Source organism: Acidobacteriota bacterium (assembly GCA_040754075.1).
Lineage (GTDB): Bacteria > Acidobacteriota > Blastocatellia > UBA7656 > UBA7656 > JBFMDH01.
The window spans coordinates 85,581-106,472 of sequence record JBFMDH010000002.1; the positions used below are offsets into that span (position 1 = coordinate 85,581).

General features: G+C 50.5%; 21 protein-coding genes. 13 read left to right on the forward strand and 8 right to left on the reverse strand.

All coding sequences use genetic code 11. The annotated features are described in order from the left end of the window. Positions 1 to 101: 101 nt before the first annotated feature. Both AB1757_02465 and AB1757_02470 read right to left on the reverse strand, forming a co-directional pair. The gene (locus tag AB1757_02465; GenBank protein ID MEW6125902.1) at positions 102 to 971 is read right to left on the reverse strand and encodes a zinc ribbon domain-containing protein; all 870 of its coding nucleotides are present in this window, start codon (positions 969 to 971) and stop codon (positions 102 to 104) included. Between the two features lie 93 nt (positions 972 to 1,064). Next, complete coding sequence (locus AB1757_02470; GenBank protein ID MEW6125903.1) at positions 1,065 to 2,219, reverse strand: acetyl-CoA acetyltransferase; 1,155 nt, start codon at positions 2,217 to 2,219, stop codon at positions 1,065 to 1,067. A gap of 375 nt (positions 2,220 to 2,594) precedes the next feature. On the opposite strand from AB1757_02470, the gene AB1757_02475 reads away from it, so the two are divergent. The 4 genes from AB1757_02475 (at position 2,595) to AB1757_02490 (ending at position 5,090) form a co-directional block, all read left to right on the forward strand. Further along, complete coding sequence (locus AB1757_02475; GenBank protein ID MEW6125904.1) at positions 2,595 to 3,947, forward strand: Gfo/Idh/MocA family oxidoreductase; 1,353 nt, start codon at positions 2,595 to 2,597, stop codon at positions 3,945 to 3,947. 77 nt (positions 3,948 to 4,024) lie between these two features. Further along, positions 4,025 to 4,228 carry a hypothetical protein gene (locus AB1757_02480; GenBank protein ID MEW6125905.1) on the forward strand — a complete coding sequence of 68 codons (204 nt, stop codon included), beginning with the start codon at positions 4,025 to 4,027 and terminating at the stop codon, positions 4,226 to 4,228. Between the two features lie 9 nt (positions 4,229 to 4,237). Next, complete coding sequence (locus AB1757_02485) at positions 4,238 to 4,594, forward strand: hypothetical protein (GenBank protein ID MEW6125906.1); 357 nt, start codon at positions 4,238 to 4,240, stop codon at positions 4,592 to 4,594. A gap of 4 nt (positions 4,595 to 4,598) precedes the next feature. Further along, positions 4,599 to 5,090: a GNAT family N-acetyltransferase gene (locus AB1757_02490; GenBank protein ID MEW6125907.1), complete on the forward strand. Its 492-nt coding sequence runs from the start codon at positions 4,599 to 4,601 to the stop codon at positions 5,088 to 5,090. A 160-nt stretch (positions 5,091 to 5,250) separates the two neighbouring features. Here AB1757_02490 and AB1757_02495 read toward each other — a convergent pair whose 3' ends face one another. The 5 genes from AB1757_02495 to AB1757_02515 form a co-directional block, all read right to left on the reverse strand. Next, the gene (locus tag AB1757_02495) at positions 5,251 to 6,666 is read right to left on the reverse strand and encodes a 4Fe-4S binding protein (protein MEW6125908.1); all 1,416 of its coding nucleotides are present in this window, start codon (positions 6,664 to 6,666) and stop codon (positions 5,251 to 5,253) included. A 583-nt stretch (positions 6,667 to 7,249) separates the two neighbouring features. Beyond that, positions 7,250 to 8,455: a chromate transporter gene (locus AB1757_02500; protein ID MEW6125909.1), complete on the reverse strand. Its 1,206-nt coding sequence runs from the start codon at positions 8,453 to 8,455 to the stop codon at positions 7,250 to 7,252. Further along, entirely contained in the window at positions 8,452 to 8,895 is a 444-nt protein-coding gene (locus tag AB1757_02505; protein ID MEW6125910.1) for a DoxX family protein, read from the reverse strand. The genes AB1757_02500 and AB1757_02505 overlap by 4 nt, the downstream gene beginning before the upstream one ends. Before the next feature lie 40 nt (positions 8,896 to 8,935). Then, a complete protein-coding gene (locus AB1757_02510) occupies positions 8,936 to 9,697 on the reverse strand; it encodes a hemerythrin domain-containing protein (GenBank protein ID MEW6125911.1) in 762 nt (253 codons plus the stop codon). After that, on the reverse strand, positions 9,694 to 10,047 hold the full coding sequence (locus AB1757_02515; GenBank protein ID MEW6125912.1) for a PadR family transcriptional regulator: 354 nt from the start codon (positions 10,045 to 10,047) through the stop codon (positions 9,694 to 9,696). Before AB1757_02515 ends, AB1757_02510 begins: the two co-directional genes overlap by 4 nt. A 218-nt stretch (positions 10,048 to 10,265) precedes the next feature. Between AB1757_02515 and AB1757_02520 the strand changes: the two genes are divergently transcribed. From AB1757_02520 to AB1757_02550, 7 genes are all read left to right on the forward strand, one after another. Further along, on the forward strand, positions 10,266 to 12,809 hold the full coding sequence (locus AB1757_02520; GenBank protein MEW6125913.1) for an FAD-dependent thymidylate synthase: 2,544 nt from the start codon (positions 10,266 to 10,268) through the stop codon (positions 12,807 to 12,809). An 86-nt stretch (positions 12,810 to 12,895) separates the two neighbouring features. Beyond that, positions 12,896 to 13,630 (forward strand): alpha/beta hydrolase, encoded by a 735-nt coding sequence (locus AB1757_02525; protein MEW6125914.1) that lies wholly within the window; start codon positions 12,896 to 12,898, stop codon positions 13,628 to 13,630. Positions 13,631 to 13,697: 67 nt separating this feature from the next. Further along, on the forward strand, positions 13,698 to 14,321 hold the full coding sequence (locus tag AB1757_02530; GenBank protein ID MEW6125915.1) for a protocatechuate 3,4-dioxygenase: 624 nt from the start codon (positions 13,698 to 13,700) through the stop codon (positions 14,319 to 14,321). Positions 14,322 to 14,358: 37 nt separating this feature from the next. Then, positions 14,359 to 14,808 (forward strand): dUTP diphosphatase, encoded by a 450-nt coding sequence (dut, locus tag AB1757_02535; protein MEW6125916.1) that lies wholly within the window; start codon positions 14,359 to 14,361, stop codon positions 14,806 to 14,808. A 121-nt stretch (positions 14,809 to 14,929) separates the two neighbouring features. Continuing rightward, positions 14,930 to 15,835, forward strand: a complete 906-nt coding sequence (locus tag AB1757_02540) for a hypothetical protein (protein ID MEW6125917.1) — start codon at positions 14,930 to 14,932, stop codon at positions 15,833 to 15,835. A gap of 82 nt (positions 15,836 to 15,917) precedes the next feature. Further along, complete coding sequence (gene thiS / locus AB1757_02545) at positions 15,918 to 16,127, forward strand: sulfur carrier protein ThiS (GenBank protein MEW6125918.1); 210 nt, start codon at positions 15,918 to 15,920, stop codon at positions 16,125 to 16,127. Between the two features lie 148 nt (positions 16,128 to 16,275). Continuing rightward, positions 16,276 to 17,052, forward strand: coding sequence for a thiazole synthase (locus AB1757_02550; protein ID MEW6125919.1), 777 nt, complete (start codon positions 16,276 to 16,278; stop codon positions 17,050 to 17,052). A gap of 109 nt (positions 17,053 to 17,161) precedes the next feature. Here the strand turns inward: AB1757_02550 and AB1757_02555 are convergent, their stop codons facing one another. Next, complete coding sequence (locus tag AB1757_02555; GenBank protein ID MEW6125920.1) at positions 17,162 to 17,479, reverse strand: hypothetical protein; 318 nt, start codon at positions 17,477 to 17,479, stop codon at positions 17,162 to 17,164. Between the two features lie 427 nt (positions 17,480 to 17,906). Between AB1757_02555 and AB1757_02560 the strand changes: the two genes are divergently transcribed. After that, complete coding sequence (locus AB1757_02560) at positions 17,907 to 19,088, forward strand: DUF5009 domain-containing protein (GenBank protein MEW6125921.1); 1,182 nt, start codon at positions 17,907 to 17,909, stop codon at positions 19,086 to 19,088. Between the two features lie 503 nt (positions 19,089 to 19,591). Continuing rightward, entirely contained in the window at positions 19,592 to 20,890 is a 1,299-nt protein-coding gene (locus AB1757_02565) for a polysaccharide biosynthesis C-terminal domain-containing protein (GenBank protein ID MEW6125922.1), read from the forward strand. Positions 20,891 to 20,892: the final 2 nt, after the last annotated feature.

Genomic DNA, 20,892 nt, shown 5'->3' on the forward strand with positions numbered 1-20,892 from the left:
TTTGAGCAGCCTGTCGGTTAGCAAAGATACTTTGCGAGACCGGTTATCGGAAAAGCGGTTCAGGCAAAGTGGGGAAGGACTTCACCGAGAATGCAGAGATTTCAACTATCCATCGCATCCGTGTTTTTCGCTTGTTTGAGAGCGACGGGAGTCTTCTCGGGTTGATTAATTAATTCGGTGGTGCCTTCGGTAACCGATGGCGGTTGCGGCGCGAGCGCCAATTGGTCTGGCGGCGGCGGCAAAACAACAGGCTCTTGCATCTGCGTGACTCGTTGCAATCCGGGTTGAATCTCCTGCGGTATCGTCTGGTTGATGGTTTTATGCAGGCGGCGCAATCCATAAGCCAAAATCACCGCACCCAACAATTCACCGGCGCCAAAGAGAATCCAGCCAACTGCTAACGCTTTGAGACTGCCGAGAAAGATTAACGGTAAGGCAACCAGCAAGGTCAAAAATACAAATAAAAGCCCCATGACAATTTCAATTTGCGAGGCGCTCAGTCCCGCCGTAAGCCGCATCACTTCAAGTTCGGCAGGAAGTTTGGTAAGGGCGATGGGGGTGCCGCAGGCGCGACAGAATCGCACCGCGCCAAGGTTTTCGGTTTCGCAAGCCGGACAGATGGTTTTGTTAATCGGCGCAGTGGCGAGGGCGATGATCGCATCGGCTTCGCGTTCAAGCGCCAGCATATCGCCTTTGTTGAAGATGTATGCCACTTCATAGTCAAAGGTCGCCAGCGTCGAGGCTGGGCTGATGGCTTTCAAGGCAATGGTTAAACGGGCATCATATTCGAGGATGTTGGCAATCCACATATTTTTTTGTTCGGGACGTTTCGCTTGTAGCGGATTGTCGCTGATGACAATATAGTTGAAATCTTCCAGAACATCCGAAAGCCTTTGTCGCACCGTTTCAATATTGCCCGGGATGACCTTCCTGAAATGGTGTTCTGCGTATGCCCCTGTGCCGGTGCTCATCTTGACCTCAGCTTGATTGATGAATTCCTATTCAACTACGCCTGAAAGTCGCAGTTTGTTTCTTCGCACGCAAGAAGAACGGACGAACGCAAATTAGGGATGACCGAGTGCGATGATTGAGCAGGTGAAGGAGCCGGGATTGCCGCCGAGGTTATGCGCCAGCCCGAGTTTCATATCTTTCACTTGTCGTTCACCGGCTTTACCTAACAGTTGATGGTAAATTTCATACAGCATCCGCAGTCCGCTTGCGCCAATCGGATGACCGAATGATTTCAACCCGCCATCGGTATTAATCGGGGTGTCGCCTTGCAAGGTGAAGGCTCCGGCATCAACCTCGGCTTTGGCTTTGCCGGGTTCCGCAAGTCCCAAATCTTCGTAGATGATTAACTCGGTTATGGAAAAACAATCGTGGACTTCTGCCATGCTGATTTCTTTACGCGGGTCGCGGATACCGAGTTGGTCATAGACTTGACGGGCTGCCGCTTTGGTTTCAGGAAAACTGGTGAAGTTGAAAGCGGTATCGAGTTTTCCGGTGCCGGGACCGACCGCAAGTCCCATCGCTTTAATGGTCACAAAATCTTTTTTGAAGCGCGACGCAAGCTCCGTGCGGGTAATAATCGCTGCGGCTGCGCCATCCGTGGTCGGGCAACAGTCAAACAGACCGAGCGGCGAAGCAATCATCGGCGCGCGCATCACCTGTTCAAGCGAAACCTCTTTTTGAAAATGGGCTTTTTTATTGCGCGCTCCGTTGTAATGATTTTTGACGGAAATTTTTGCAAGCGTCTCTTTGTCCGCGCCATAGTCGTGAAAGTAGCGATTGGCGGAAAGCGCAAATGCTCCGGGCGCGGTGTTGCCCGCGCCAATCACGCTTGACGGCGCGCCCGGAAGTCCCGAATAACCGGAATCTTTCAGCTTTTCAAAACCAACGACGAGAACCAAATCATACGCCCCGGCGGCGACGGCAAAGGCGGCGTTACGAAGCGCGTCTTGACCTGTGGCGCACATATTTTCAACGCGGGTGACAGGAATGTATTGCAGCTTTAAAGGTTTTGAAAGGGTTTGTCCGCTCACGCCCGAAGTCAGCGTGCCAACCCATGCGGCTTCGATTTGCGGGGGGGCAATGCCTGCATCTGCAAAGGCTTCAAATGCCGCTTCAACAATTAAATCGTCGGCGGCTTTGTCCCAGTGTTCGCCGAATTTCGTGCAGCCCATGCCGATGATGGCTACGCGGTCATTGAGGTTTTTCATAAACGCTCCTTTGCTTTGCAAGGTTCAGGTAACCAAGTGATAACAAATCATCATTCATAAGTCTAGCGCCTCTGGTTCAGTCTGTCGTTGCTGATGAATTGCGAAACGCGCATAGTCATAAAATAACCACAGAGACACCGAGGCACAGAGAAGAAGAAAGGGAGAAAGGGAGAAGGGGAGAAAGGGAGAAGGGGAGAAAGGGAGAATTTGCACCGCCCGATTCCTCTCGCCTGTTCCTATTCATTTTTCTCTGTGCCTCGGTGTCTCTGTGGTTCATCATTTCTTTCCGCCTGCTTGAAGTTTCGCGCCTGCCTGCCTTAGTATTCGCCTCACGAAACAGTGGGCAATTAAACCAATATAAACGATGGGAGAGTAATGATGTCTGAATTGAAACCAGAAAATCCGCAAACCAAAGTCAATCGCCGGGATTTCGTCAAAACCGCTGTGGCTGCGAGCGCGGCGATGACGATTTTAAAAGATGCCCGTTCGGTTTATGGCACCCCTGCCAATGGGCATATTCAATTCGGCTTGATTGGCAGCGGCGGACGCGGGCGCGACATTTTGAAATGGGCGATGGATACCGGCAAAGACGCCGCAACCCCTGCACGCGCTTTGGCGGTGTCGGATGTCTACGCCAAACGCCTCAGACTCGCCAAGGAATTCGTGATGAAAGAGTACGGCGAAGGCAGCGCCTGCGACACCTACATGGATTATCGCGAGTTGTTGGAGCGCAAAGATATTGATGCGGTGTTAATCGCGACGCCTGACCACTGGCATGCCAGGATGGCAATTGACGCGCTCGAACGCGGTAAAGATGTTTACCTTGAAAAACCCATGACCAAAACCGTCGATGAAGCGCGCAAGATTTATGAGAAGGTTCAAGAGACTAAACGAGTCTTGCAGGTCGGTTCACAAACCACCAGTTCAGACCAGTGGTGGAAAGTTCGCAAAGCGATTAAAGACGGCATGATTGGCAAACTCATCATGAGCCAAGGCTCTTTCCATCGCAATTCAACGAATGGCGAATGGAACTGGCCGATTGATAAAAACGCGGGACCCGATAAATCGGGCGATGATTTTATTGATTGGAAGATGTGGCTTGGCGATGCGCCGAAACGCCCCTTTGATGCCGACCGCTTCTTTCGTTTCAGAAAATACTGGGACTATTCGGGCGGCATTGCAACCGACCTGTTCTATCACGTAATGGCTCCGATGCAGATTTGCTGGGGCGAACCGCAATTTCCTTATCGCGTCACCGGCAGCGGCGGCATCTATGTTTTCAAAGATGAACGCGAAGTGCCCGATACCTTCACGATGACTGCCGATTACGCGCAAGGTCACTGCGTGGTGATTAGTTCATCGATGGCAAATGACACGCATATACCGGGGCTACTGCGCGGGCACGAAGGCACGATTTTGATTAATCCGAACGGGCAGTTTGAAGCGCGCGTCAGTAAAATCACCATCACCCCGCAACGCGCTTTTCAAAAACAGTTTGCCGAGAAATACGGGCAGAACGAAGTGGTCTGGGAATGCGAAAACAGCGAATCGCACATGGCGAATTTCCTGCGCTGCGTCAAGAGTCGCGAAACGCCCAGACTCGATGCGCTCACCGGCTACAAGACCATGACGGCAATCGCCATGAGCGTTGAGTCATATCGGCAAGGTCGCGTCCTGTATTTCGACGAGAAGAAACAGAAAGTCGTCAAAAACGCGCCGCGAGCGTAAATGTATTTATAAGAATTATGTAGTGTGAAATTATTCTCTGACTTTCACACTACATAATTAATCTGTTGAAAAAGCCAATGCCACTTTATCCATACAATAAAAAGACTGACGACATTACCTTACCGCCTGAGGCTGAAAAAGAGATTCGCGATTTGGTTAGAAGCGGAAATAAAATCGAAGCCATGCGTCGGGTGATGGAGTTAACTGGCGCAGGTTTGAAAGTCTCGAAAGACTATGTTGATCGCTTTGAAACCCCTCGATATAAATTTTGGGAAAAATAAATAATCCCCATGCCTGCTTATCAATTCCACATCTTTGCCGATGACTTTCAAATCAACCTGAAAGATGAGCGGTTTGCCAGGGATATAATTGATTGGAATAACAAAGCGATTGAAAATCTTTTTGCCGTTGGCGAGCGAATGATGACGATGGGAACGGCGCGCAATATGACACTTCCCGTCACCGTTGAAGTTCGTGATGATACGCCGCCCGATGATTTTGAAAATTGGGATCAGGTCAACGAAGACAGCATTGAAATTCCGTCAGATTGCCTGATCATTCGCGGCTGCACGGATGCTTCGGATACCGCGCCAAAAATTTTAAAGCGAAGAATGAAACGACAACTTGATGGTTCGCTGATTCAATAAATCAATGATTGAAATCCGCCCGTTACATCCCAGTGAAAGCCGCGCCGCGCGTCGCGTGATGGCTGAGGTCTGCAATGAAATCTGGCAGTTTCATCAAACCGCCGAGGAGATGGAAGAAGAATTCGAGGCGATGGATGAATTCATAGACATCAATGAACTCGAAACTTATTACTATGATAACGGCGGAATATTTTTAGCCATCGTTGATGATGATGAAGTCGTCGGCACCGGAGCAATCAAGCGCCTCAGCGAAGATATTTGCGAACTTAAACGCATGTGGATTTTAAAAGCTTATCGCGCCCAAGGCTGGGGCAAGCAAATTGCCGATGCCCTGTTGCAGTTTGCCGAAGCCGCAGGCTACGAGCGCATCTGGCTTGAAGTTTATGACCCGCCCGTGCAGCAACGCGCCGTTGAATTTTATGAACGACTGGGCTTTCGCGAAATTCCGCCCTACAGAGAAAGCCCGGCGAAACTGTATATGGAAAAATTGCTTTGAGAAATGCGCCATCGGGATTTTTACCATAGGTCACACTGCCGACAGCCATATTGCGTGATGTTTTCAAAAATTCGGATTACAAAATTTTGGTCGAGAGACAATGACGCGGCGCATTGATGAATGAAACAGCGCAGGCGCAACGTCGGAAAATTTTTTCAGCTTATTTGAATGTCCAGCCAACGACAATGAAGAGAAAGCCGACGGCTATTGCCACGGGCGGCACAAAGTAAATGTAACGAGTTTGCGGATGGCTTAATTTCATCTCCCTAAGCGAGAGACCCAGCGCGATGCCCAACAAACAGACTGCCACCACTACACTTGTCAACGGTGATAAGAGGGACGCAGGCATCGCAATGGTTTTGTTTGCCAACCCCTGGAGCGTGTCTAAACCGTTGGGGTCTTTCACGGCATAAGGTAGAAAACCTGCCCAGGAAACGAACTTCGCCAATCCTTTAGCCATATGTCCAGCCGATACCACGACCGCCATCGGCAAAGCGAGTTTGCGCCAAGCCAAACGAAGAGACGTACGGTTGTCAAAAACTTTCACTATCGAACCCGTTACCAGCCACAGCGCCAGAGGAACAACACCGAGCGCCCAGAAACCTTCCAGATAACCCGTAAGCCATTCCACACCGATTTGCTGACTCAACCAGTGCGGAGCGGTTAAAAAGACTTTTTCAGCCGCAGGCCATTCAGTAAATAGTTCCCAGATGACAAAGCCGGATACCAGCATCACAAAAACCGTCGTCGGCAAATTTGCTAAAGGCTCGCGCGTGTCAGCCGAATGAAACGGCCAGCGCAGCAACAATCGCATATTGTCCGGCTCGCAGGACTTGATACATTGTGTGCAAATGAGGCACTCGCGATTGCTATTTAGTTTTGGTGGATTGAGCAGACTTGGGCAACTGCGCGCATCAAGATTATTGCGGTTGGAAGCGATGAGGCAACCTTTGCTTGTACAGGTTCGACAGGTCTCAGAATCGGCACGAACCGCAAGCATACCGCCTTGCCCGTAAACCGACAGCAATTGCCCAACCGGACAAAAGCCGCGACAAAAGGCTCTGTCTCTAAAGAACAAGCTGGTAATAAAAGCCATGACCAGCAGCCCAAGCAGAAACAATGCGGTGTAAGCGGGGACGCGATGGATGTCAGCCCCGGCTACCAATAATTGGATGAGGGCATACAAAGCGACAATTACCGCGCCCGAAGTAACCCAGCGGCGCAGCGGTCGCTGCCTGATGCCAATTCGTCGCCCCAGTCTTTCACTGAAATTGCTTACCAATTCGAGCGGACAGATTGAGCACCAGACACGTCCGAAAATCACTGCCACCCAAACCATTGCGGGCCACCATAACCCCCAAACCAGCAAGGTGACAAGATGCGTTTTAGCAAATAGCTTTTCATTGACTCCCGCAGGAGCAAACCGTTCCCAACCTAAAATGATAAGGCTTGCAAAAACCAATAGCATTGCTGCCTGAAAGATGTAGGGAAACCCGCGCCATAAAATCAACTGGCGAATTCCTAAGAGGCGCAAAAGGTCAAAGCCTGCGGTCTTTTTTTCGGTTACTGTGGACATCGAACCACTAGCTCCGCAAAGAAGCGTTTTGTTTTGCAGTTTAATTTTTTCGGTTACTGTGGACATCAAGCCACCCCTTTATAGATTTGCAAAAAAAATTATAGGCAAGATTTAGCAAAGGGTGTGCCAGCCGGTTTAACCCTCAGCAGACAATAAACGGGCAGGCAAATGATGGGGAGGGAGAAAAATCCCCCACTGACTGTGTGAAAAATCGCTTAAACCTCTCTGTGACGATCAAGTGCGCCGGTCGGGTTATTTCCGGGAGTTTGCTACTGAATGACGCTAAACCGGAATCCAGCAGCTTGGTACACGATACATTAAGAATAAGCCCGGTTTATCGGCATTTTTTCAACATCGAGTGTGCCAATGTCTTGATTTCTGGTTTAGACGAACTGAGATTGCCGGAACCTCCGCGGCTATATGAATGGCGGAATATTGTTTTGCATTGGCGAGACCGTCAGGTGCGAATCGACTTCAATGGCAACCCTGATTCCACAAAGCAATATGTGAAGCAGAAATAATTTGCGCTTCAGTCGGTTTTTTCTTCGCGTCTACGGTCAGGACAATTTATTCAGTTCGTTGGCTATCCCAGTCGCCCGTAAAGTAACCAGCCGATGATGGTGCCGCCGAGAACCAGCCAGGCAGAGTTCACACGAAAACGCAAAAGTAAACCGGCGCTTAAAATTGCCAGAGCAAGGGTCGGAATATCCACCAGCGCCGCGCCTCCGAGTTGATAGGTTACGACCACCATCAATGCCAGAGATGCCGCGTTGACGCCGTCTAAAAAGGCGCTGGCGATTTTCGATTGACGTAGGCGTGGCACCAACGGGCCGCTCACTGCCACAAAGAAAAACGCCGGAAGAAAAATCCCTACCGTGGCAATCAACGCGCCCATGCCGCCGCCGAGTACATAACCAATAAACGTCGCCGTTGTGAACACCGGTCCCGGTGTCACCTGTCCGACGGCGACGGCATCCAAAAGCTGAGATTCGCTTAACCAGCGCCAACGCTCGACCAGATCAGCGCGAATGAACGCCAGCAACACATAGCCGCTGCCATAGAGCACCGCGCCGACCTTGAGAAAGAAGAGAAACAGATGCCATAACCCGAATGCTGCGCCGTTGGTCAGGTCTGAGGACGTAGCAGTTTGCCCGACCACCGCCAAAGGAATCGCAGAAAAAAAGGCAGACAAATTGTGGGTTGCTTCTTTGATTCGTTCAATAAATTTTTTGCCAAAGCCGACAACCATTCCGGCAGCAAGTAAAAGCAGCAATTCATTGACGCCGAAAAAATTCAAGACCGCAACCACCAAAGCGATAATCGCAAGCCACGGGGTTTTAATCGCGCTGCGCCCCAGTCTCCAGAGCGCCTGCAAAACCACTGCGATAATCACCGGCTTGACGCCGTAGAGAATGCCGGAAACTTGCGGCAGCGAACCGTAGCGCACATAGCTCCAGGCAAACGCCGTAACGATCAACGCCGCCGGAAGAATGAAACAACTGCCCGCAATCACAAGCCCGGGCCAACCCGCTTGCCTGTGCCCGATGTGAATTGCCATCTCGGTTGAATTAGGTCCGGGAATCAAATTGGTCGCGCCGAGCAGGTCAACAAATTCTTCGCGCGTCAGCCAGCGCCGCCGCCGCACCACTTCGTCTTCCATCATGGCAATGTGCGCCGCCGGGCCGCCAAAGGCGATAGTTCCCAATTTGAGAAAAAGCCTGGCGAGTTCTGTAAGCGATGTCCGTTTGGGCGTGGAAGTTGTCGCTTCCGATTTTTTGGCTTCGGTCATGAGTTATCGCGCCGCTTTGCAAGGCGAGCATCCAGAGACCACACGCCCGCACCAACAATGAGCAGGAAGATGATGCTGAGGAACATTGCATAATCGGTGCGTCCTTCGTGGGCGGTTGTCCAGAATCCCTTTTCCGGCAACATCGCCAGTTTGGTTGTGGCAATGGCAACCGAGATGATGATCAACAAGGGAACCAGTGCCAGGCGAGTAAACAGTCCTAAAAGAACCAGCGTGCCGCAAAGAATTTCAAAGGTGCCAACCAGAGGTCCAAAAAAATCTGGATTGGGGATGCCGATTTTTGCAAACCGCCCCACTCCAAGTTCACTGGCGAAGAGAAATTTCTGTATGCCTTCCGAGAGAAAAACTGCGCCAACCATCAGCCGGATGATTATCACGGCAGCAGGCGCATCGGTGTTAATGATTTTTTGATAAAGAGACATCGCTATACCTTTCGAGCCGTTCATCAATCATTGGAAATTGTTAGCGCGATGGCAGCGGCGCAGTAAATTGCGAGAGATCGGCAAGCCCGAGCGCGGTTTCGATTTCGCGGATTTGTTTTACTGCATCATCAAACCCGTCTTCGCCAAATTGTTCATGTTCGATGTCTTCAAACTTCTCACTCATCTCATCAAGTTGAGCGGCTGACAAGGTCTGCTTCCACGCCGGAAATACAAGCGTATCTTCTCTGGCAGCGTGCGCGCGATACATACGCACCAATGCATCCATTGCCTGCGCCAGTTGTCCGGCATTTGCAATGCCCAGCTTGGCGCTTTGAGTTAGCGAAAGAATGTAATCGGTGATTTCGCGTCCACGCTGATGCTGCGTGATGAGAATGTCTGCAAGGCTCCCCGCTTCTGCGCCAGCTTTTTTAACGGCGGGGAAGATGAAGGTTTCTTCCAATTTCTTCTCGTGGTAGTCTTCACCAAAAGCGCGAAATAACTTTGCGGTTTTTTGCAACGCTTCAGGAGGAACGGTTGCCGGGTTACTGCGTAGTTTCGCGGCGGCTTCCGAATAAACCAGTAATGCCCGGCGCAGGATGCCATGCTCGCGCATCAAATCCTCAGTTGCCGTAACTTCTCCCGGTTTTTCGCTTTCGGCTGTTTTAGAGGACGATGGCTTGCCGAGTTGCGCCGATGCATTTGAATTTCCCGCGTTTTGACAACCGGTTAAGATGACGCCCATACTTACGGTCGTTGTCAGGCGAAGAAAATTGCGTTTACTAGCGTCCGTTTTGCAGGTCATTTTGTTACCCCTTTTCTGGTTTTCTTATTCCTTGCTGTGGTCGGAGAGTCGGTCTCAAAAAGTTCTCCGAACAACTCTTTTACTTTGATTTTCGCCGTTTTGATTACCTTTTGCCCCTTGGATGTAGCCCGGTAAAAACGGCGCGCTTCTTTTCCTTCACGCGCCTCATAGGATTTGAGATAGCCCTTCTTTTCCATCGCATGGAGTATCGGATAGAGCGTCCCCGGACTCAGCGTATAGCCATGACGCCCTAACTCCCTGATAATCCCGACCCCATAGATTGCTTCTTCACAGGCATGATGAAGAATATGCAGGCGTATAAATCCCGAATAAAGTTCCTTATCTTTCATGAGTTTTTCAAGTACCGCTTTTCGTTATCGAAATCCGATATTGTAAAAACTAATCTCATTGCCCGAAGAAATCAAGGGCGTGAGATAAGGGGCATAATGGGTTGAAAGGTTGACCAAGCAATCTTTCGAGATTAAATATCTCTGCGCCTTGTCCAATATCACAACCTTCCATACAATTCCCGCGACCGATAAAATCAATTTCAAGAAAGCCACATGCAATGACCGAAACATTCACACACGAAGAACTCGTCGCCCTTAAACCTTATGTCAGTAATACCGAACGCCCGGTTTTCGTTGTCCAGAACCTTCCCGAAGAAGTCGTCGCCGTCCTCTTTGCTTATTACAGTCGCAGCAAAGAATCGCTCCGCCGCAACCTGTTAAAACTCCTGGTTGATAAAGACCTCGATATGACAACCCAGGTTGTCGTCGAAGAAGATGACGGCGAAAAATTATCGCTTGCCAAAGAAAAGGCTAAACAATTTCACGAAAAATGGGTGGTCGGTTATGGGCATGCCTGTTATGACGAAGCCACCGATGTGTTGACCGAAGACGGGTGGTGCGCGTGGAAGGAAGTTGCTGCCAGTTGGAATCAGGGTAAACCTTTCCGTTTAGCTTCATTGAATCCTGAGACAGGTTTTCTTGAGTACCTGTCGCCGACAAAAATTATTGCTGAACCGCATGTCGGACCCATGTATCGCGTATCTAGCAAATCGGTTGATTTATGTGTTACCCCCAACCATAAAATGTGGGTTTGTACGACACGCACAAGAGAAGGGAGGAAGAAACAACATTATGAGTTGATTGAGGCTAAGGATTTAGATGGGGTTCCCTGTGCCTATCAACTCTCTGCCAAGTGGCAAGGTAGTGAACCGGAGACCATCTATTTGGGCGAGCGCGAAGTAAAGGCTCGCGCCTTGCTAAAATTCACAGGTTTTTTTATTGGTGACGGCTATCATGATGTGCGCTACCACGATGCCGTGCAGTTTCATATTCGTAAGCCAAGAAAAATTGAGTTTCTAAAACAGGTTTGCGCTCAGTGTGGCTTTGAAATTGCTGAGCATAAAAACGACAAATATTATGTGAAGCATGCAGAACTGGGAGATTTCCTACAGCAGTGTTATGACGAGCAAGGCAGAAAAATTATCCCGAAACATATTTTGAGTTATAGCACAAACCTGCTCCACGGTTTAATGGAAGGATTGGTCAATTCGGATGGTCACGAAGATGATGGCGGACATCTTTTATACTCAACAACCAGCAAACCTTTGCAGGAACAGTTTTATGAATTAGCTCTGAAACTCGGCTGGGCGGCATTCATCAATCCCCCGGATTCTTCAACGAAGGTTTATACGATTCACCTTAATCGTACGCGACTCAAGCCGGAAGTAAACAAAGTTGCTTATCGAAAGCAAGATACTTGGGATGATTATAAAGGCATGGTTTATTGCGCCGAGTTGCCGCGTCACCATACGCTCTATGTACGACGCAATGGACGAGCGGTTTGGTCAGGCAATTCAGTTGCCGAACATGCCATCGCGCACATCGCCATCGAAGACGTTTCGATTGTCACCAGCAAAATCATTGAAGACAATCGCCTCGCCAGTTACACCGAAAAATCGACGCGCTACGTGGTGTTTGACGAAGAGAAATATTACAAAGCGCCGGAACTTGCGGGCACCGCTTATGCGGAGCTTTATCGTGAAACCGTCAGCGCCATGATGAAAGCTTATGCGAAGTTGACGCCGCAATGTATTGAAGAAATCAAAAAGCGCGTGCCGAAAAAAGAGACCCAGACCAATGCCGGTTACAACACCGCCTGCAAAGCCAAAGCCTGCGACATTCTGCGCTACATTTTACCGGCGGCGACCTTTACCAATATTGGACTCACCATCAACGGTCGCGCGCTTGAACATATGATTACCAAAATGCTGTCGCACCCTTTACGAGAAGCGCGCGAATTCGGCGCGTCGCTTAAACGCGAAGCCGAAACCATCATTCCGACGCTGTTGAAATATGCCGATTACAACGCCTTCATCGATGAAACCAATCGTGAGATGCAACTGATGGTCAGTGATTTGATGAAAGCAAAAGACCCGGGTTCAACAACCGAAGCGACGCCGACCGCTAATCGCGCGACGCTGGTGCATTATGATGAGCAAGCAGAAGACAAATTGATTGCCGCGATTTTATATGAATACTCGCAAACCGATTTAGCGACGGTGAATGCGCGGGTCAGCGAGATGAGTCGCGAAGCCAAAGAGCAGGTCATTGATGAATACTTGAAGCGGCGCGGCAAATGGGACGAACCGTTGCGGGCGCTGGAACAGGTTTACTATACCTTTGACATTCTGGTTGATTACGGCGCGTTTCGCGATATTCAACGCCATCGCATGGCAACGCAGACCAATCAATTGCTCACCAATGCGCATGGTTTTGAAACGCCGCCGGAAATTAACGAATACGGCTACGCGAAAATTTATACCGAACTGGTTGAGCGGGGAAGCCTGGCGTTTGAAAAAATCAGCAAGGATTTTCCGTATGTGGCGCAATATGCGTTGCCACTGGCATTTCGCAAGCGCGCCATGTTTACCTGGAATCTGCGTTCGCTCAACCATTTCATCAGTCTGCGTTCAGCCAGGCAGGGACATATCTCTTATCGCGACATCGCGCAACAGGTTTACCGGGAAATCGCCCGCGTGCATCCCTTGCTTGCCAAATACATTCGCGTCGATTTGCAGGAATATGCGCTTGCGAGAGCGTAAGGACAGGATTCAGGATTTCGTTTTCATTAAGTTGCATCGCTTTTAAATTAATTTCAGGCAGTTGGTTTTGTATGGGAGAGAAAGCTATGCCCGTTGTGTTTGTTCATGGTGTTCCTGATACGCATCGCGTCTGGCATCAGGTGATTGCTCGCCTCCATCGCCGTGATGTCGTGACCTTGTCGCTTCCGGGTTTCGATAGCCCCTTGCCGGATGGCTTCGATGCCAGCAAAGAAGCTTATCTTGAATGGTTGTTAAAAGCATTGAGCGCCTTGCCTAAGCCCATCGATGTTGTCGGGCATGATTGGGGGGCGCTACTGGTGATGCGCGCGGTTTCGGTGCAACCGGACATTGCGCGCAGTTGGGCTTTGGGTGGCGCGTCCATTGATGCCGGGTATGTCTGGCATCAGATGGCGCAACTCTGGCAGACCCCCGGCGTCGGTGAGCAGGTGATGCGCGGTATGACACCTGAAGTCATTCAGGCGGCGCTCGTAAGCGCCAGTGTGCCGGATGCCGATGCCGCCGAGGCTGCCCAGTATATTGATGCTACAATGAAAGATTGCATTCTTAAACTCTACCGTTCAGCCATTCAAGTCGGAGCCGAATGGCAAGCTGAGCTTGCGCATGTCGAAGCGCCGGGACTGGTTTTATGGGGCGAGAAAGACCCTTATGTGACGCCGGATTTCGGCGCGCGTATGGCAGAACGCACCCACGCCCGGTTTATTTCATTTCCGAATTGTTCACATTGGTGGCAACTTGAACGACCCGACGAAGTCGCTGCCGGGTTGCAACAATTCTGGGCAACCCTGTCTTCATCATCATAGAGAAAGGAGAGTGTAACCCATGAATGGAAAACGAAACTTATTTGCTCGTCGGGAATTTTTTGGCAGTATGGTTGCCGGGGCAATGGGGACGGCGGCTCTGTGGGTGCCGGGTGTTTTCGCAGAGCAGTTGACACAGACCCCGCGACAAACCGAAGGCCCGTTTTATCCCGACCGTATGCCGTTGGATACCGATAACGATTTGTTAATGATTAATGACGCCATCACACCGGCAGTCGGCGCGATTACTTACCTGAGCGGGCGCATTCTTGACCGGCGCGGCGAACCCATTCGCGGCGCGGTTGTCGAAATCTGGCAAGTCGATAACCACGGCGCATACCTGCACACCGGCAGCGTCAATCGCGACAAACGCGACGCGAATTTTCAAGGGTTCGGGCGATTCGTGACCGGCTCAAGTGGCGATTATTATTTCCGCACCATCAAACCGGTGGCTTATCCGGGTCGCGCGCCGCATATACACTTTGCCGTCAAAGTGAAAGGGCAGGAAAAATTCACCACCCAATGCTATATCAAAGGCGAACCCCAGAATGAACGCGATGGTATTCTCCGAAACATTCGCGATGCGAAGGCGCGCGCCTCCGTCATCGTGGATTTCGCGCCGCTCAAACAATCGCGTATTGGTGAACTAGCCGCGCGTTTTGATATGGTGCTGGGGTTTACGCCGCCAAGTTGATATTGAAGATGATGGGTGACGGCTGCAAAAAAGAGACGTGAACGAGATGCTCGAACTGCCGATTAAACTACTGGATGAAGCGATGCCGTTGCCGCGTTATCAACGCGCAGGCGATGCCGGATTTGATTTGCACAGTCGCATTGATTTCGTTTTGAATGCGGGCGAACGCGCGGTGATTCCCACAGGAATTGCGCTGGCGATTCCCGTGGGTTTTGCGGGATTGGTGTTGCCGCGTAGCGGGCTTGCCGCCCGTCATGGTATTGCTCTGGTGAACGCGCCTGGACTGATTGATTCGGGTTATCGCGGCGAGATTGCGGTCATCATTTTGAACACCGATAAACGCGAACCGTTTCACATCAAACGCGGTGACCGCATTGCGCAACTGGTGATTCAGCGCGTCGAAGCCGTGCAGCTTTTGCGGGTTGACGAACTCGATGACACCCAGCGCGGCGCGGGCGGCTTTGGCAGCACCGGAAAAGAGTCTTGAATCTCGTCGGCGAAGCGTTTATGTTGAGCGTGTTGCGCCATTCATCTCTGCTCCTGCAACTTCGTCTTTCAGTTTGTGTACTCGTTTGCAATGCCTGAGTATAGCGGGTTTTCATAGAGCAATGATTACAGGTTTCAATACAGACGTTCGTTTCGACAATCAAATTTATCATGTGCAGACCGAAGACCGTGGGACGAAAGATAATCCTGTCCTTGAATCATTGGTTTATATCAACGGCGCAATTATTGCCAAAAAACTCACACCCTATGCGGAGATGTTGAAAGATGGCGCAACCGATTCGGCTATCGCATCGCTACTCAAACGACAACATCAAGTCATTATCGCTGCCATCAAAGCCGGACGGGTTGAAGATTTAATCAAACATTCAAACGGTCAGGCGCAGGATTTGGAGAAGGTTTTAGAGCCGCTGCCGCGACCCTTGCCAAAATCCGAACCGGAAAAAGAGAGACTGACCAAAGTGTCTGCGAGTCGCACCGGACAATTGCCGAAACCCGCGTCGCTTCCGAGCGGCAAATCTTCGGGCGCGCTTGGTAAAACCTCGGGCACGCTAAAATCCGGCAAACTGCCGAATCTTGCAGCCAAACTCGATTCGCAGCCCTTGAACACTGCGCCGGCGCAACCCGTGCAACGCAAACGGACGGGACCGTTGAAAACCGGCAGCCTCAACCTCGATGATTTGATTTCCGATTATCTCAAACGCAGTTCCGAACAAGACCGCCTGGAACTGAGCGTGCTCACGCCCAATGTTTTCGTTGCCGGTCGCGCCGTCAGTCTTCGCGTCGAAGTGAAACAGAATGGTCGCCTCGAAGCTGAAGCGATTGTCACTGTCAAAGTCATCGGCACAGCCTTCAAACCGCAGGTCTATATCGGGCGCACCAACACCGACGGCATTGCAACTTTTAATATCGCGCTGCCGGCTTTTACGTCGGGCACCGCAGCCATCGTCGTCGAAGCTCAATCGCGGCTCGGTCGCGGCGAATTGAAACATCTGATTCGTAAATCGTAAACCGGGATTCAGGATTCAGGATTCAGCGCGCAGTCGTTATAATGCGATGGCGCGCTGAATTTTTTGTTTACAGGAGACAAGCTTGAGAGTAACGGTCAACGGAGAAGCGAAGCAGATAGACGACGGTGTGACGGTTTCCGGTTTGCTCGCGATTCTGGAACTCAAACCCGAACGCCTGGCAATTGAACTCAATCGCCAGATCGTGCGCCGCGCCAACTGGGCGGAAACCGAACTTCACGACGGCGACCGCATCGAAATTGTCAATTTCGTAGGCGGCGGGTCGCTTGATTGATCAGGCTTGAATCCTGTCTAATAGATTACTTCCATGCCAATCCCCACGTTGAGAAACCGGGTTCAAACAATTCACGACCCGACAGGTTTAAAGCGTTTCTCAACGATGAAAGTGAATTATCGAAATCGAATACCTAAAGGAAGCTATCATGTCTGACAAACTGGTTATTGCAGGACGCGAATTCAATTCGCGATTGATTTTAGGCACCGGTAAATTTGCGAGCAATGAACTGATGGTCAAAGCTCACGAAGTATCGGGCACGGAAATGGTCACGGTTGCGGTGCGCCGCGTCAATCTCGCCGACCGTTCGCAAAAATCTTTTCTCGATTACATTGATACCAAAAAATATCAACTGTTGCCGAACACCGCAGGTTGTTACTCGTCCGAAGACGCGGTGCGCACGGCGATGCTGGCGCGTGAAGCTTTGGACACCAACTGGATCAAGCTGGAAGTCATCGGCGATGAGCGGACGCTGTTTCCCGATAATGAAGGGTTGATTCAGGCGACCAAAGCATTGGTCAAAGAAGGGTTCATCGTATTGCCGTATTTGAATGACGATTTGATAGTCGCCAAAAAATTGATTGACGCGGGAGCCTCGGCGATTATGCCGCTTGCCGCGCCGATTGGCTCAGGGCTTGGCATTCAAAATTTCACCAATCTGAAAATTTTGCGCGAGATGATTTCGGAAGTGCCGCTCATCGTTGATGCGGGCGTCGGAACGGCATCAGACGCGACGGTGGCGATGGAACTTGGGGTTGACGGCATTTTAATGAACACCGGTGTTGCCTGCGCGCGCGATGCGGTAGCGATGGCAGAAGCCATGAAACACGCGGTGATTGCCGGACGGTTGGCTTTTAAGGCAGGCAGAATTCCCAGGAAATTGTATGCGACGGCTTCGAGTCCCACGGAAGGCGTGATTGAATGACGCTTAAAAAGTAAAATCTTCCGCTCAAGAGTTGGTCTGGGGCAACCAATTCTTGAGGGAAGATGGACTCTTAAAGTTGAAATAGTTTTGGTAATTGGGTGAAGCAAGATTAGCGGTCTTGCCGGTCATGTTTTTGTTTATAGATGTTGTGGCTGGCGCGGTCCTGCATATTGTCCAAACGGTAACGTTCTTTCCAGGAAACGTGACCATCACGTTTAGCTTTCCATTCATACAACTGAATCGCCGCTTGCTGAGACTGCAATTTGAAGGCTTCGCGACCGGTGAGTTCACCGCTACGCGCGCCTTGACGAATGCGGCTCTGCTGTTCGTGTTGACGGTGGTTGACCACAGGGGTTTTCGCCATCGCGACGACGCTCACGCCTGACATTATGCTCATGGTTAATACAAAACTCATTATCTTTTTCATACTCGTGTTCTCCTTCTCACACATTCATTTTTATTTTTTTTGTACATCGAATCATCTTCGACATACGCGGGGTTAGAGTGTATGAAGTTTTCCAGAGTTTGAAATTTTTAAAATATTTTTTTGTGACCTGAGCGCACGAGAATTTGTTTTCAATGAACGCCCACATCGCGCAGTAAAAAATCACGCTGCAAATTGAGCCGATTGAGCGGATAAAACTTTTCAAATGAATCCGCCTGATCCGCCCCTTCCGCCAAATCCGCAGACAAAATTTCACCTGTCATTAGTGAACCTTTGAATTTCACAGCGGGTTTAACGGCATCGGTTTGCTTGAAGCCGCCAACTCACATCTTGCGCCTATTCTCAGGCAGACGTATGCTCTTTCGGCAAAATTCAAACACCTGGCATCACCAATCAAAGAGGGAACTTTATGAGCGCAACTGTCATGGAACTGCCCGATGCGTCGATTCCGTCGCCTGGCGTCGAAGCGCCGCCTGCAACCGAACGTTTGCTGTCTTTAGACGTGTTTCGCGGCATCACCATCGCCGGAATGATACTGGTCAACAATCCGGGCACCTGGAGCGCGATTTATGCGCCGCTCAAACACGCAGACTGGCACGGCTGGACGCCTACGGATTTGGTCTTTCCGTTTTTTCTGTTCATTGTTGGCGTGGCAATTAGCTATTCCATCGGCGGCAAGCGCGAACGCGGCGAACCGGCGAAAAAAATCACCCTCGGTATCGTTCGCCGTTCAGCGATTCTGTTCGGGCTGGGGCTGTTTTTAAATGGCTTTCCGTTTTATCCGTTGGAAAAAATAATCAACATCCGCATACCCGGCGTATTGCAGCGCATCGCGCTCTGTTTTCTATTCGCGAGTTTGCTTTATTTGAAAAACAACTGGCGCGGCATTGTGGCGTGGACGATTACGCTGCTTGTGGTTTACTGGCTGTTGATGCGCCTGGTTCCGGTTCCCGGTTTTGGGGCGGGCGATTATTCCGCCGACGGGAGTCTCACAGGTTACATCGATGTGCTGCTTCTGCGCGGGCATATTTATAAACCGACCTATGACCCCGAAGGGCTGCTGTCAACGCTACCGGCGATTGCCACGACGCTCACAGGGATACTGGCGGGTTACTGGTTGAAATCAACGGTGACCATGGCTGAGCGCGCGAATGGCTTATTGATTGTCGGAATGGGTTTGATTGGCGCGGGGAAGTTCGCGGATTTGTGGTTTCCGATAAATAAAAACCTCTGGACGAGTTCTTATGTGCTGTTTACTACCGGTGCGGCGTTGCTGTTTTTAGGCGTGGCTTACTGGTTGATTGACATCAAAGGTTACCGGCGTTGGGCGCGTCCGTTTATTATTTTCGGCTCGAATGCGATTGCGGTGTTTGTCGGTTCAGGGATACTTGCGAGAATCATGGCGTTGATAAAATTCACCGCTGCCGATGGGTCGCAAGTGGACTTAAAGACCTGGATTTATAAAACCCTTTTGGCTTCGTGGATAACCAACCCGTTGAATAGCTCGCTCATTTTTGCGGTTTGTTATATTTTGCTCTGGCTGATTCCCATGACGGTGCTTTATCGCAAAAAGATTTTCATAAAAGTTTAAAGGGCTTTGATAAGCAAATTGTTTCTGGGAGGTCTGCGACGAGAAGATAGAAAACCTGGCGAGCGGTTATTGACAACCGCGCGAACCCCGCATTAAGGTTGAGCGCGTCAGTGAGATGTTGGTTAAAGCTGATGTGTGAAAGTGAAGGGTTATTCGGGAGCATCCTGCCTCTGGTGCTAACGCGCTGATAAAATCCAAAAGCCATTGAAAAGCCTGACGAGCCGGTATGCGGTTGGCATCAGCCGTAAGCCCGCGTTTAGTTGGTCTGGTCGTTTATAAAGCGCTTTTTTGTTATAGTTGAGCCTCCCGACGCCCCCCGAAAAAAATCACTGAGAGATTTTGAGAATGAGATTTGCCGCCGCGCCGCGCGGTTTCCCGCAAGGGCTGACCCCTCGTCGGGAGCCGTGTGCCTGAATCGCGCTTGCGGGAGTCGCGCTCAAGTAAAGATTACCATCTGCAAAAAGCTTGCCGCTGAGGCGACATTTTCAAAATTAGGACTGCTAATGTTACGCGCGTTGATTTTTCGGACCCTGACAACCAATGTGCTGGTGATGACACTGGGATTGGTGAATTCGATTTTACTATCGCGTTGGCTCGGTCCAACCGGACGCGGAGAAATTGCTGCGGCAATGTTGTGGCCGACAATGCTCATTTACTTGAGCAGTTTTGGACTCATTGCCGCCTTGCTCTATTTTTCGGCGCTACCGGAAGCCGATACGCAACGGCTTTTTTCCAATGCGACGACCTTGGCGCTCGGACAAGGCGCATTGGCAATCGCTTTCGGTTTCCTGGCAATGCCTTTTTTATTGCGTAGTCAAACCGCTGATGTTGTCAACGCCAGCCGTTGGTATCTGCCGGTCATTCTATTATCGCTGGTGACGCAATATGGAACCAGCATATTGCAAGGGTGTATGCGAATAACGGCGTTTAACTGGCTGCGCTTGATTTTGCCTGTCGGGTATCTGGTTGGAACCCTCATTTTAATGAGTGTCAGAGCATTGAATCTGCGTCACATCATCTTCCTTCATTTGGCGCTCAATCTGATTGCTTTGATGGCGACCATAATAATGCTGTCGCAAAGCCATGTACGCCTGCGGCTACATCTTGATTTGGAACAGGCAAAACCGTTATTAAAGTACGGCGCAAAGGTTCACGTCGGTAATTTATCGGCGGTGGCGAATATGAATCTGGATCAGGCTCTGATGGCAGCCTGGTTGCCGGCAAATGCTCTGGGGTTGTATGTGGTGGCGGTGAGTGCCGCAAGTTTAATGCAGGTTTTCTCTCAGGCAGTGCAGATGGTTTCAACGCCGAGTATCACACAGAAGGGGTCGGTTGCTGAACAGTCAGCCGTGTTGCAGGGAATATTCCGGCGCTACTGGTTACTCAGTCTGCTTCTGGGCATGGGGATTGCGATGTTGCTGCCTCTTGCTATTCCTTTAGTTTTTGGGGCAAGCTTCAAAGCCTCGGTGCTGTCTGCGGAAATTCTCTTATGCGGAATGTTTTTTATCGGTGCAAAAGATGTGCTTGCCGGTGGTGCGCAGGCTTTAGGGAACCCTTGGTTGGGGAGTAAAGCGCAATTGATCGCGCTTATCGTCACAGTTGTGGCCCTCTATTTTCTGCTGCCGAGATGGGGAATTGTAGGCGCGGCAACGGCTACGGCAGCCGCTTACACGACGCAATTCATTATAGTTATTACTGACCTGCGCCGCATTCACGGCATCTCGCCGGTTGAACTTTTTCGGATTAAATCGCAGGAAGTCACTTCGATGTTCAATTTTTTTGGCGCGAAGAAGGTTGCATAGCT